At 70.4% G+C, this 11,723-nt stretch carries 13 protein-coding genes and 2 pseudogenes; 7 read left to right on the forward strand and 8 right to left on the reverse strand.

What is annotated here, in order from left to right; all coding sequences use genetic code 11:
- Positions 1-55 precede the first annotated feature (55 nt).
- The 4 genes and pseudogenes from ABZ646_RS07690 to ABZ646_RS07705 all read left to right on the forward strand — a co-directional run bounded on the left by ABZ646_RS07690 (position 56) and on the right by ABZ646_RS07705 (position 3,066).
- The gene (locus tag ABZ646_RS07690; protein ID WP_358980162.1) at positions 56-682 is read left to right on the forward strand and encodes a DUF6286 domain-containing protein; all 627 of its coding nucleotides are present in this window, start codon (positions 56-58) and stop codon (positions 680-682) included.
- Between the two features lie 28 nt (positions 683-710).
- Complete coding sequence (locus ABZ646_RS07695; RefSeq protein ID WP_358980164.1) at positions 711-1,319, forward strand: alkaline shock response membrane anchor protein AmaP; 609 nt, start codon at positions 711-713, stop codon at positions 1,317-1,319.
- An 86-nt stretch (positions 1,320-1,405) separates the two neighbouring features.
- Positions 1,406-1,561 carry a DUF6131 family protein gene (locus ABZ646_RS07700; RefSeq protein WP_351495678.1) on the forward strand — a complete coding sequence of 52 codons (156 nt, stop codon included), beginning with the start codon at positions 1,406-1,408 and terminating at the stop codon, positions 1,559-1,561.
- A gap of 303 nt (positions 1,562-1,864) precedes the next feature.
- Positions 1,865-3,066: pseudogene (locus ABZ646_RS07705) on the forward strand (PP2C family protein-serine/threonine phosphatase).
- Positions 3,067-3,221: 155 nt separating this feature from the next.
- On the opposite strand, the gene ABZ646_RS07710 reads toward ABZ646_RS07705, so the two are convergent.
- Together ABZ646_RS07710 and ABZ646_RS07715 are read right to left on the reverse strand one after the other, a co-directional pair.
- Positions 3,222-3,383 carry a hypothetical protein gene (locus ABZ646_RS07710; protein WP_358980166.1) on the reverse strand — a complete coding sequence of 54 codons (162 nt, stop codon included), beginning with the start codon at positions 3,381-3,383 and terminating at the stop codon, positions 3,222-3,224.
- Between the two features lie 13 nt (positions 3,384-3,396).
- Positions 3,397-4,005 carry a DUF5994 family protein gene (locus tag ABZ646_RS07715; RefSeq protein ID WP_360514117.1) on the reverse strand — a complete coding sequence of 203 codons (609 nt, stop codon included), beginning with the start codon at positions 4,003-4,005 and terminating at the stop codon, positions 3,397-3,399.
- A 289-nt stretch (positions 4,006-4,294) separates the two neighbouring features.
- Here ABZ646_RS07715 and ABZ646_RS07720 point away from each other — a divergent pair, with 289 nt between their 5' ends.
- Positions 4,295-5,563: a bifunctional GNAT family N-acetyltransferase/ATP-binding protein gene (locus tag ABZ646_RS07720; RefSeq protein WP_360514120.1), complete on the forward strand. Its 1,269-nt coding sequence runs from the start codon at positions 4,295-4,297 to the stop codon at positions 5,561-5,563.
- Positions 5,564-5,601: 38 nt separating this feature from the next.
- Here the strand turns inward: ABZ646_RS07720 and ABZ646_RS07725 are convergent, their stop codons facing one another.
- The 5 genes from ABZ646_RS07725 to ABZ646_RS07745 form a co-directional block, all read right to left on the reverse strand.
- Positions 5,602-6,090, reverse strand: coding sequence for a DUF5994 family protein (locus ABZ646_RS07725; protein ID WP_360514123.1), 489 nt, complete (start codon positions 6,088-6,090; stop codon positions 5,602-5,604).
- A 280-nt stretch (positions 6,091-6,370) separates the two neighbouring features.
- Positions 6,371-6,643: a hypothetical protein gene (locus ABZ646_RS07730; RefSeq protein WP_143630835.1), complete on the reverse strand. Its 273-nt coding sequence runs from the start codon at positions 6,641-6,643 to the stop codon at positions 6,371-6,373.
- 258 nt (positions 6,644-6,901) lie between these two features.
- Positions 6,902-7,441 carry a DUF5994 family protein gene (locus ABZ646_RS07735; protein WP_360514126.1) on the reverse strand — a complete coding sequence of 180 codons (540 nt, stop codon included), beginning with the start codon at positions 7,439-7,441 and terminating at the stop codon, positions 6,902-6,904.
- Between the two features lie 189 nt (positions 7,442-7,630).
- The gene (locus ABZ646_RS07740; RefSeq protein ID WP_360514129.1) at positions 7,631-8,608 is read right to left on the reverse strand and encodes a magnesium transporter CorA family protein; all 978 of its coding nucleotides are present in this window, start codon (positions 8,606-8,608) and stop codon (positions 7,631-7,633) included.
- A 63-nt stretch (positions 8,609-8,671) separates the two neighbouring features.
- A complete protein-coding gene (locus ABZ646_RS07745; RefSeq protein WP_360514132.1) occupies positions 8,672-9,133 on the reverse strand; it encodes a DUF5994 family protein in 462 nt (153 codons plus the stop codon).
- 296 nt (positions 9,134-9,429) lie between these two features.
- On the opposite strand from ABZ646_RS07745, the pseudogene ABZ646_RS07750 reads away from it, so the two are divergent.
- A pseudogene (locus ABZ646_RS07750) lies at positions 9,430-10,701 on the forward strand (PAS domain-containing protein); the annotation flags it as partial.
- Between the two features lie 77 nt (positions 10,702-10,778).
- Positions 10,779-11,132, forward strand: coding sequence for a PP2C family protein-serine/threonine phosphatase (locus tag ABZ646_RS07755; protein WP_360514135.1), 354 nt, complete (start codon positions 10,779-10,781; stop codon positions 11,130-11,132).
- Positions 11,133-11,374: 242 nt separating this feature from the next.
- On the opposite strand, the gene ABZ646_RS07760 is transcribed toward ABZ646_RS07755, so the two are convergent.
- On the reverse strand, positions 11,375-11,723 hold a 349-nt coding region (locus tag ABZ646_RS07760; protein ID WP_360514138.1), incomplete at its 5' end, for an IS110 family transposase.

An 11,723-nucleotide genomic window follows, 5' to 3' on the forward strand; every position in this document is an offset into this window, starting at 1 on the left:
GTCCGAGCCACATCCTCCGGGCAGCGGCTCCACGTCGTCCACGCACCGTGCCGCGGTGCCGCTCACGAAAGAGCCCGACCCTCCCGAACGCGACGTGTCCACCTCGGACCTCACGGCCGGTGAGCGCGACGGCGGCCACCGGACCCGTCGCAAGTGGTCCGGGCGCCGCATCACGGCGGCGTCGGTCGCCGCGGTGATTCTCGTGGCCGCGGTCGTGACGCTCGTCGACGTCATAGCCGTACGGGCGGGACGCCCGGCGGCGGCCTGGCGACGGCACCTGGCCGACGAACTGGCCACCCGCCCGGTGGACGACGTTTGGATGTTGACGGGAGCCGCCGTGGCCGCCGCCGTCGGCGTCTGGCTGATCGTCCTGGCCCTCACCCCCGGGGAGCACCGCTGGTTGCCCCTGCGCTCACCCGCCGGCTGCCCGCGCATGCGGGCTTTTCTGGACCGCGACGGCGCCGCCGTCCTGCTGCGCGACGCCGCCATGCGGGTCCCCGGCGTCGGCGCGGCGCACGTCCTGGTGCGCCGCCACCGCATCAAAGCCCGCGCGGACGTCCGCTTCCGCGACCCCCGGCGGGTGAAGGACGACCTCACCGCCGTCCTCGGCGAGGAACGCGACCGGCTGGCCCTCGCCCGTCCTCCCCGCATCGCCGTACGGGTGCGGCGACGCACCCGCTGACGCAAGACCCGCCGCACCGGAGCCCGCCATGACGCCGCGATCCGCACTCAACCGCACTCTGCTGGCCCTCGTCGGACTGGTCCTCCTCGGCGGCGGACTGCTCATCCTCTTCGCCGGACTCGACCTCTACCGGCGGCACGATCTGGCCCCGCCCGCCGGCTGGCCCCTGACCCGCCCGGCAGACGTCCTGCTCGGCTCCGCCGACCGGGTCCGCTGGAGCAGCCAGGGCTGGTGGTGGTGGCCCGCGGTCATCGCCGCCCTCGTCGTCGCGGCTCTGCTCGCCCTGTGCTGGCTGCTCGCCCAGCTGAGCCGACGTCGCCCCGGCTCCCTGCCCGTCGGCGGCACACCCCCGCAGGAGGGCGTCGAACTGCGCGACCGCGCACTCGGTGACGCGATCGCGACCGAGGCCGGTGCCCTGCCGGGGGTCGGCCATGCGGTCGTACACATCACCGGCCGACCGGCCCGCCACCGCACCCTCGTCAAGCTCACCCTCACCCCCGAGGGCACCCCCGGCGCCACTCTCGGTGCCCTGTGTGAAGGCCCGCTCCGCACCGCTCGGCGGTCCACCGGCGTTGCTGACATGCCCACCGAGGTCCGCCTGCAGGTCGCCCGCCACAAGCCACACCGGGTGGAGTAGGGAAGGGATCGACCGGTCCCACCTCAACGCGCTTTCAGTCCCTCGTAGTTCGCAGGGACTCAGCACTGTTTCCCGAAGGAGAGATCATGATCATCCTGGGCATCATTCTGCTCGTCGTCGGCTTCCTCACCGGGATATCCATCCTGTGGACCATCGGGATCATCCTGCTGGTCGTCGGAGCCATCCTGTGGATCCTCGGCGCGATGGGACACGCCGTCGCCGGTCGACGCCACTACTGGTAGTCGGGATCCTGCCCCACAGGCAGTGAGCCGGGCCGCGGGCAGGGCGGCCGACGGCGCGGACCCCTCGAAACGTTCGTGGCGCCGGAGAGGTCGATCCGGCAGAGGTCGCCGCCGGCGCCGACCGGACGCCGCGGCTCGGACACGGAGCGTACGAGCACACGGCCGACTCGATGGGAGTCGGTGGGTCGGCCCCCGCGATCCGGGCGGAAGTCCCACGCCGCCTCGGCCGGTGAGTCTCTGTCGGGAGTCGTATGCACAGCGCCTTCGTGAAGATCCGCCGGAACGTCCCCCCGGGCCACGGCGATGACGGACCGTGAGCGACAGGAACCCGGGGAAGGCTCCGCCCGGTCGGAGCACTTCGGGGAGGAGTTTCCGGGAGTCCTGCTCGACCAGGGACACGAGTTGCCACCGCACCGGCTCGGTCCGCTCGTCGCACGGCAGTCGGCAGGCTCGACGGCCGCGAGACCTCGCTCTTCTTGCAGGACTACGGCCAGGTGTGGCTGGTCCCCCTGCCGGGTGACGGGCCGGCGTCTGGGGAACCCCGGCCGATCGACGGCTCCGACGTCGGCCGTGCCTTCCGGGAAGCGCGTCCCGTGGAGGTGCCGCAGGCCGACGGTGTGCGGATCTACCTGCCTCTGCTGGACGGTGGCGACCAGGTGGGCGTCATGGCCGTCACCCTGGACCGAATTCACGACGGCGAGCGGCGGCTGCTGCGCCGACTCGCCTCGCTCGTGGCCGACATGCTGATGACCAAGCACGGTTGCACCGATCTGTTCTTCCGGCTGCGCCGCAGAGAACCGATGAGTGTGGCGACGGAGATCCAGTGGTCGCTGCTGCCACCGCTGGCGATGTTCACGCCCCGGGTCGAGCCGGCCGGAAGGCTGGAACCCGCCTACGACGTGGCCGGCGACAGCTTCGACTACGCCCTCAACGGCGATGTCCTGCATGTGGCCATGGTCGACGCGATGGGCCACGGGCTGGATGCCGCCACGATGGCCACGGTGGTCATCGGAGCCTACCGGCATGCCCGGCGCATCAGCGTCGGCCTGTCGGAGATCTATGCGTTCATGGATCGGGCCGTCGCCGTGCAGTTCGGCCCCGACCACTTCGTGACCGCACAGATGATGCGGCTCGACACGGTCACGGGCAGGCTTCAGTGGGTCAACGCCGGACATCCCGCTCCTCTGCTGATCCGTGGACACCGTGTCGTACGACGGCTGCAGGGCCCGACGACGCTGCCCGTCGGCTTCGGCGGTCACGAGCCCCGGATCAGTGAAGTGACCCTTGAGCCCGGCGAGCGGATCATGTGCTTCACCGACGGACTGATCGAGGAGCGCGATGTCGGCGGTGAGGAATTCGGTGAGGAACAGCTCATCGACTGGGTGAACCGCCTTGGACCCCCGGCGCGGCAGATCCGGACGGTGGCGCGCAGCCTCTCCCACACGCTGCAACGGGCGCGGGGCCGGATCACGCCGGACGACGCGACGCTCCTGCTGATCGAATGACGCGGGGGCGCCACCGACCATCTCGCCCTCCTGGAGTGAGCCGGCAGCCGCACCACCGGGGACATGGCCGACGACACGCTGACCGTTACGCTCCCGCCGATGTCTACGAACGTCCTACCGGCGGAGCCGGCTCCGCGATCCTCCTTGGAGCGGGTTCACTTCTCCGTGCGGTGCCATGGCGAGAACCGCCACCGCCGGGTACGGCCGGAGGCAAGGGTCTCCATGCGGTCATCGTGACTCGCGGTGAACAGCTGAATCACGATCACACCAAAGACGATCATCGCGAGGAGCACACTCACCGCCACCAGGGTGCCCATGTATCTCACACTCCTACTGCCGGGCTGGCATGTGGCCGGTGACCGGTCCGTCAGGAGTACGCGACGCGGGGCGCCGCGCGTCGTGTCCGCCTTCGGCGTCCCAGACCGCCTCCCGGAGAGAGTCCGAGTCGGCCACTGCCGCTGCCTCTGCCTCCGCCGCTGCCCGCAAACGTTCGGCCTCACGCATCAGGCCGGTCGCCGTGAGGCTCCGCGACGGGTCGGTGGCCGTGGCCATGAGCCGGGCCGCGGTGGCCGGCGCTGTCTCCGGTGGGATCACCAGCAGGTTCCAACAGCCGAACGTGTAGGACAGCAGCAACAGCTTGTGCGGGTCTTGCCCGGCGGGCGACCAGCCGACGCGCACCATGTGGCCGTGCGCGGGCACTTCTCCCGGAATCACCGGCCAGAACGTGCGGCTCACCGCTATCCGGGTGATCCGCCCCCACAGCGGGTCGAGACGTTCGACGAGCGCCGGGAGCTGCTCCGTCAGGCTGCGCGAACGGGGCCACCAGGCACCGTCGATCAGGGCCGGAGGGGCGCCGACCGGCGCCAGCGTGAGTCGGAGCGGTGACGAAGAAGGGGCCTGGCCTCCGACTGCGGGTGTGAACGGAATGGTCGCGGTCATGGCGCGGACCCAACCCCGGGCCGGTCACGGCCGGCCCGGTTGTCATCACTCGCCGAGAACGACCCGGCGTGGAAGCCGGTGTACGAGATGCTCTCGGTAATCACAAGGATACTCCTCGCCGAGGCCCGGCGGACTGATGGGGAGCGACGGGCCGAACGGAACACGAGGCGTGACCCGACTGCGGCCCGAGCGATCCGTGCCACCAGGGAGGACTCGTGACCGTCGCCTGTCGCGCGTCCTGCAGGCATCGGCTGATGATGGGAGTACGGCCGAACACGCGGAGCTGGTCATGACGGGTTGGCGCGTCAGGGACTACACACAGGACGATCTCGAAGCGCTGATCCGTGTCGACATGGAGAGCGGCACCACCGAGGAGCCGCCGCTCTTCCCTCTCTCGGACGCCGTGACGGCCCTCCAGACCCGTCACCCGGCTGTGGTGGCCACGGCCGACGACGTGCTGATCGGCGCCGCGGTGAGCAGGGTGGAGGGCGAACGGGCATGGATCCTGCGCATCTGCCTGGCGCCCACCTGGCGGCAGCGCGGGCTAGGCAGTGCCCTGATCACCGCCCTTGAGCAACGGCTCTTCGCCGCCGGCGTCCGCGCGGTGCACGCCGCCCTGCCCGAGGGCGAGACCGGTGCCACCGCCCTGCGCAACTGCGACTTCGGCGCCCGCCCCGGGCTGGTCTTCTTCGAAAAGCGCGGGCCGGTGACCCCGCAGTCGGCCGGCACGCTGTCCTCGCTCGGAGCGGAGCTGCCACCGGGGGGACTGTGGCAGAAGGTCGCGGGCATGCAACGGGAGAAGCGGCTCATCGAGCGGCGCCTGGTCCTGCCGCTGGCCCATCCCGAACTGGCCGCCCAGCACGGAGTGGAACTGCCACGGGCGGTGATGCTGTTCGGCCCGCCCGGGACCGGGAAGAGCACGTTCACGCACGCGATCGCCAGCCGCCTGGGATGGCCCTTCCTCGAACTGTTCCCCGCCCGTCTGGCCGCCGAGTACGGCCTGGCGACCGGGCTCAACCGGCGCTTCGACGAGATCGCCCGGCTCGACCGCGTCCTCGTCTTCATCGACGAGGTCGAGGAGATCGCCGGCGAACGCGGCGGCGCGGACGCGACCGCTGTCGGCGTCGTCAACGAACTGCTCAAAGCGATCGTCCGGTTCCGTAGCCAGGACGGGCGGCTGCTCGTCTGCGCCACGAACAACGTCACCACGCTCGACTCCGCGTTCCTGCGCCACGGCCGCTTCGACTACGTCCTCCCGATCGGCCCTCCCGACCACACCACCAGGACCGCACTGTGGGAGAGCTACCTGGCCCGAGCGGGGGCGCAGGCCGACAGCGCGGTACTCGCGTCCGCCAGCGAGGGGTTCACCCCCGCTGACATCGCCCATGCGGCGCGAACCGTCTCCCAGGCCCAGTTCGAGCTCACCTTCGACACCGGAACCCGGACCACCCCCACCACCGACGACTACCTGGACACGATCCGCGACACCAGGCCCACGGTCAGCGCCGCCATGGCTCAGGAATTCGCCCAGCAGACCGAGAAGTTCGCCCGCATCTAGGGTCCAGGCCGACGGGGAGTCGATCCGCGACGGACGTGTCAGGCCGGCGTAGACGGCGTGACACCGCCCGTATCGATGAGGATCTGATGGGCCTCGGTGACGTTGTCGGCCCGTACGGCCCTGGTCATCGCGGCGCGTGCCGCGTCGGGCGACGTGCCCGGAGGGACCAGCATCAGGGAGAAATGGTCCCGGTCGCCCCGGGTGACGAGGACGGTGTCGTCACCGACCGGGAAGGAGTCGATGTGGACGACTCGGCCGTCGACCATCACCCGGGGCGGCAGTCCGTCCCAGGCGCTCCCGTCCAGACCGACCCGGGTGATGGGCCCGAGATGCTCGGTCAACACGGAGATCAGCGAGGGGAGCTCGGCACCTATGTCCCGGGAGCGCGGCCACCATGCGCCGTCCAGGATTCCCTCGCGCGCGTGCGTCGTCTCCAGCCTCAGCAGGGCCGTCCCCGGTCTCACGGGCCGGTGAACGGCGTCCGGCAGGAGCCGGGGGAGATGATCGGAGGTGTCCGAGTCGGCCATGATGTCCGCCCGTCGTAAAGGTCAGTGCCACCGCGGAGCATGCGACCGCGTACGACCCTGCTCCCTCACCGTACTCCGCACGACGCTCGCGCGAGCACCTCACCGCACGGCGCGTTCACGGAAACGGGCAACGGCTCCGGCGCATACCCGCCGGAGCCGCCCTTCCGGGTCATTGCACGTGAGCGTGCGCCGACCCGCTTTCCACGTTACGCCAAAGGGACTCATCCGACATGAAGATCCTTGCGAGGGTTCGCTTCGGTCCGAGAAGCGACGCGGCGGCTCAGCCACGTCCTTCCTCTTCCGTCTCCATCTGCCGGATCCCCTGGTGCGTCAGCGTGATCATCGCGGGCGTGTTGCCCCTCCCCCAGTCCACGACGACCCAGCCTTCGCCCGCCAGGTACATGCAGGCAGCGGCCATGTCCTGCTCAGGGATGCCGAGGTCGGTGCGGAGCTTCGCCCCGTCGACGCCCAGGAGGCGATCGCCCTCGGCGGCTTGGTACAGAGCCTGCATGATCCTCTCGCGGTACGTCTTCCGGTCTCGCAAAATCGCCATGACGCGCCTTCCTCTGCCGTCCGTCGGGCCGAAGTCGATGTCATTTGCGGCAGCCGTCGCGGTGGGGCGCATCGGAAGGCTCGCGCCCACCGTCGACCGACGGCGCCTCCGGGGCCGACGCCCGACCCCCGGCAGAACATCGCTGTAGTGGAAGGCAGCGATCCGTTCGTCGTGCTGACCGTTGAGCTGGTGGATCAGAACGACTCCGACGGCGATCAGGACGACCAGCACGGCCACGGCGACGACGAGCACGGGATCTCACCTCCGCCGACCGCCAGCGGGCGAGGGCCCCGCCGAGCCGGTGGGCCGGGGCAGGGACGACGGTCGACCTGCTCCGCCGTCGGCCTCCCAGGCTTCCTCCCTGTTTCGTGCATCGATCCTGTCTGCCGCTTGCTCCCGGGCCGGGACATCGATGCCGTCGCCTGCCATCAGCTGCGCGGCGGCGTCAGCACCGGTTTCCGGCGGAATCACCAGCACGTCCCGGTGGCCGTCAGCGGAGAGGAGAGTGAGTCTGTGCGGATCCTGCTCCTCGGTGGACCAGTCCACCTGCACGGTGCGCCCGGCGTCGGACACCCAGTGCGGCAGGACGGGCCAGTAGGCCGGGTGCACGGTGACACCCGTGATACGACCCCAGAGATCGCCCAGCGCGGCCGTCAGGGTGGGCAGCTCACGGGTGAGGGCACGGGAGCGAGGCCACCACATTCCGTCCAGCCCGCCCGGCGCTGGGCTCAGGGACAGCCGGGCCGCCGGCGGCGGCGTGCGCCTGCTCGATGTCGTACGGTCAATGGTCACGGCCATGGCGCGGACCTGTCCCCGGGCTCGTGGGTGCGGCCCGGCGCTGTCGATCACCGGAAACGGCACCCGCAGCGGAGCCGGTGCGCGAAAAACTCCCGGTGCCTTCACACTACTCCGCTCATCGGCCCGAAAAGCCCGGGATGACCAGGCAGTTTCCCGCCTTCGGGACCTGGTCGCCGGTGCCGGTGCAGGTCAGAGCCAGTCCTTGCGCTTGAACGTCAGATACAGCAATGCGGACAGGAGCACGATGACGGCGGCGGAGGTGATGAATCCCGACTCGCGGCCGAAACCGGGATAGGGGAGGTTCTGGCCGTAGTAGCCGGTGATCGCGGTGGGAACGGCGATGATCGCGGCCCAGCTCGTCACCTTCTTCATGATCAGATTCATGCTGTTGGCCTGGACCGAGAGGTTCGTCTCCATGACCGAGGCCACCAGGTCCCGCAGTGATTCCGTCCACTCGGTCGCACGCAGCACGTGGTCGTAGACGTCCTGGTAGTACGGGACGAGAGGGTCGGTGATCAGGTGCAGGCCGGGGCGCATGAGCCCGTTGACCACCTCGCGCATCGGAAGCACGACGCGGCGCAGCCGGACGAGTGATTTGCGCAGTGCGAAGGCCCGGCGCTGCACGGCTTCGATCTCACGGCGCCCGGCCGCGAAGAGCAGGCCCTCCAGCTCCTCGATGCTGTCGTCCAGTTGCTGGACGGCGGCGAAGTGTCCGTCCACGAGATGGTCGAGCAGACCGTGCAGCAGGAATCCGACGCCGTGGCCGGCCAGGTCCGGGCTCTCGTCCCAGCGGGCGACGACGTCCTCGATGTCGAGACCGTCGTCCTTGCGGACGGTGATCATGGCCTGGCCGGTGAGGAACACGGCGATCTCGCTGTACGTCAGCTGCGCACCGTCCGGGCTGACGGTCGCGGCATAGGCGCTGAGGAACTCGTGGGTGCGATAGCGGTCGAGTTTCGGCCGCTGTCCACGCTGGGCGGCATCTTCCAGAGCCAGTTCGTGGATGCCGAACTCCTGACCGAGCATGGTGAGTTCAGCGGCTCCGGGCCGGTGCAGGTCCAGCCACAGGACCGACGCCGGATCAGCGAGATGCGCAGGGACGTCACCGACGGGAAAGTCCTCCAGGACCAGAGTGCCGTCGTGATACAGCCGGGTACGCGTCACCATGACCCGAGGCTAGTGTCTTATATCCCTTCCATGCCGTTTCGCCCCGATTGCCAGCGCGGAGGTTCATCGACAGCGGCCACCCTCCGGGGAGGATCTCACGACGTCAAAGCCCGGCGACATCCGCAGGCTCCGGCCGACGAGCACCAGGGTGCCGGTCCGAAGGCAGGAATGCGGGTACCCGGCTACGGCATAGGAGCGCCACTGCGGCGCGCCCGGGTCCTGGCAGTTATCAGCACCGCCCCAGCATGACGCACCGGCGCCGGCGGCGTACTCCAGAGCCCTGTCCCGGTGCCCGGCTGCAGTGATCCGGTGAAACGCAACTGCCGGAACAGCCCCGTCGGCTTCCCGGCGGGGCTGCGCCGCCTCACGGCTCCCCTTGAGGTGGCTGCTGACGCGGTCGCGCGAGCGCGGCCACCAGGCGCCGTCCAGCAGGGCCGTTGCGGAACCGGTGGGAGCGAGCGTGAGGCGAGGGACGGGGGCGAGCCCGCCTTCGGGTGAAGCCGGGCGGGAGATGGTCGCAGTCATGACGCGAACCCTGCCTCGGGCCGACCGGAACCGGCCCGGCGTATGGGATCACCGATAACGACACAGTGTTCGACCGGTGTTCGGAGGATCCTCGGTAACTCCGGCGTACTCCTGGGCCGTACGACTTGGACCGGCCGAGACGAGCCCGTTCCCTGCCGCTCGGGCATAGCGTTGATGCAGGTCGTACCGATCGTTGTCAACTCCGAGTCGTCGATCCGCTGGTGTGTCGGCCTGCCAACGCGTCCGCGGTTTCCGGCGAGGGTTTGCATGGCTGGAAAGGCGGCATGGTGGAGGACATGGGAGATGAGGGGCGGTGCCGGTCGGCGGCCGAGCCGGATTTCTGGGGGCAGGTCGTCCGACGGCTGGGCACAGCCCTCATCGTGGTGGACCCCACCGGACGGATTCTCGCGGCCAACCCGGCCGCCGAGCGCCTGCTGGGCCGTGCCGCCGCCGCCATGCGGGGCGAGGACGCACACGACCTGCTGCACCGGGACGCGGCCGGCGGCCCGGTGCCCCGGGAGCAGTGCCCACTACTGCGGTCCCTGGCCGAGAGAGCCGAGGCACGGGGGGAGGGTGAGATCTGGCTGCGCGGTGACGGCCGTCTGACCGCGATCTCCTGGTCCGCTTCCCCGCTGAAGGACGACAGCGCCTTCCAGGGCATGGCCGTGCTGTTGACCGACGCCGCCGGCGACCGCAGCACGCGCCGGGAGCGTGCGGCCTACACGCGGGCTCTGGAGGACCGCACCGAGCGGCTGACGCTGGTGGCGGAGATCACCGACGTGCTGGGTCAGACACTCGAGATCGACGAGGCCCTCGCCCGGCTGGGCCGCCTGCTGGTTCCCCGCCTGGCCGACTGGGCGGCGGTGGACCTGCGGGTCGGTACCGGACAGGTCCACCGTGTGGCGGTGACGGGCCCGGGGGGCCGCCACGCCGCGCAGGAGGACTGGCGCGAGCGCCTGCCCCAGACGGAGGTGGGAAGAGCCCACTCTCCGCTCGTCCAGGTATTGAACGGCGGTGATCCCGTCCTGCAGCGCGAAGCAGACGTCACCGAGCCGGCCGACTCTGCCCTGGCCGCCGTCCACAGCGGCTTCCTGCGGGCGGTGGGCGCGACATCCGCCATCACCGTGCCGCTGGGCTCCGCCCGTCAGGTCGCCGGCGCCCTGACGCTGGTGCGCACCGACCCGGAGTCCCCCTTCGACACCGACGATCTGAAAGTGGTGGGCGACATCGGCCGCCGGGTCGGCCTGGTCATCGACAACGCCCGCCGGTTCGGCCGCCAGCGTGCCGTCGCCGAGGCCATGCAGCGCAACCTGCTCGCCCCGCTGCCCCAGCTCGGCCGCCTGCAACTGGCCGCCCGCTACCAGCCCGCCCCGGCCGGCTCCCAGGTCGGTGGCGACTGGTACGACGCCTTCGAGCTGAAGGACGGCACGCTCGCGCTGGTCATCGGCGACGTCGTGGGTCACGATCTCATCGCCGCGGCCGGCATGGCACAACTGCACGGCATCCTGCGGTCACTGGCCTGGGACCGCCCCGGCCCACCCGGTGCTGTCGTGGACCGCCTCGACGACGCCCTGCCCGCCATCACCACCGTCCCCATGGCCACCCTCGTCCTCGCCCTGCTCGAAGGCAGCCCGCACACCGGCCCATGGACGCTGCGGTGGGCGCCGGGCATCCGCCGCCCCTCCTGCTGGCCCAGGACGGACAGGCGCAGTACCTCGAAGCCGGGCAGGGGCTCCTCCTCGGCGCCGGTTCGAGCACCGTCGGCAGCCGACCGAACGCCGCGCAGTCGCTGCCGCCGGGTTCCACCCTGCTGCTCTACACCGACGGCCTGATCGAAATCCCCGGCAGCGACCTCGACACCGGCCTCACCCGTCTGCGCCACCACGCCCTCGCCCTCGCCCACGAACCGCTCGACACTCTGTGCGATCAGCTACTCGGCCGCATGCCGCCCGGCAACACCGACGACGTGGCCCTGCTCGCCCTGCGGATGCCGTCCTGAACCGTGAACACTCCTCAAGGCGGTTGGATTTGCAGGAGCGAAGGGCGCCTCCCGCTTGGGTGCGGAGAGTCCCAGGGTGACAGGCTGGGCCTCGGCCGTCACAGCGGCGGCGCCCCCTCCTTGCTTCGGGTGCTCAGGAGGGGAGAAGCCGGGCGCAACGGTGCCCTCGACGGACGTTGCACGCACCTGTTTGAGAGCCGCGTCGGACCGCACCGGCGAGGCTTCTCGTCGAACAGACGCCCCTATAACGAGGGGACGCCGGATATCGGTCTGACCAGGTTGAATACCTCTCGGGCGGCATACCGCTTGAGGCATCGGATGATCTCACGCCGGGTCTTGCCTTCCTGGGTGCGGCGTTTGAAGTACGCCTGGGTGCGCGGGTCGTGGCGCAGCCGGGTGAACACGATGCGGTGCAGGGCGGCGTTCGCCTGACGGTCGCCGCCGTAGTTGAGCCGGCGCGTGCTCCGACGGCCCGACGAATACTCGACGGGGCTGACTCCGCAAAGGGCAGCAAAGGATGCCTCGGTGTTCAGCCGCTCGGGGTTGTCTCCCATGGTGATCAGCAAGGTGACTGCGCTGTCCGGGCTGATG

Origin of the sequence: Streptomyces sp. NPDC007162 (genome assembly GCF_040634175.1) — a bacterium.
Taxonomy (GTDB): domain Bacteria; phylum Actinomycetota; class Actinomycetes; order Streptomycetales; family Streptomycetaceae; genus Streptomyces.

Bases quoted from the DNA above. Each gene is read 5' to 3' on its own strand.
- ABZ646_RS07695 (WP_358980164.1), top strand. From the start codon at position 711: ATGACGCCGCGATCCGCACTCAACCGCACTCTGCTGGCCCTCGTCGGA.
- ABZ646_RS07700 (WP_351495678.1), top strand. From the start codon at position 1,406: ATGATCATCCTGGGCATCATTCTGCTCGTCGTCGGCTTCCTCACCGGG.
- ABZ646_RS07710 (WP_358980166.1), bottom strand. From the start codon at position 3,383: ATGGGCACCCTGGTGGCGGTGAGTGTGCTCCTCGCGATGATCGTCTTT.
- ABZ646_RS07715 (WP_360514117.1), bottom strand. From the start codon at position 4,005: ATGACCGCGACCATTCCGTTCACACCCGCAGTCGGAGGCCAGGCCCCT.
- ABZ646_RS07720 (WP_360514120.1), top strand. From the start codon at position 4,295: ATGACGGGTTGGCGCGTCAGGGACTACACACAGGACGATCTCGAAGCG.
- ABZ646_RS07725 (WP_360514123.1), bottom strand. From the start codon at position 6,090: ATGGCCGACTCGGACACCTCCGATCATCTCCCCCGGCTCCTGCCGGAC.
- ABZ646_RS07730 (WP_143630835.1), bottom strand. From the start codon at position 6,643: ATGGCGATTTTGCGAGACCGGAAGACGTACCGCGAGAGGATCATGCAG.
- ABZ646_RS07735 (WP_360514126.1), bottom strand. From the start codon at position 7,441: ATGGCCGTGACCATTGACCGTACGACATCGAGCAGGCGCACGCCGCCG.
- ABZ646_RS07740 (WP_360514129.1), bottom strand. From the start codon at position 8,608: ATGGTGACGCGTACCCGGCTGTATCACGACGGCACTCTGGTCCTGGAG.
- ABZ646_RS07745 (WP_360514132.1), bottom strand. From the start codon at position 9,133: ATGACTGCGACCATCTCCCGCCCGGCTTCACCCGAAGGCGGGCTCGCC.
- ABZ646_RS07755 (WP_360514135.1), top strand. From the start codon at position 10,779: ATGGACGCTGCGGTGGGCGCCGGGCATCCGCCGCCCCTCCTGCTGGCC.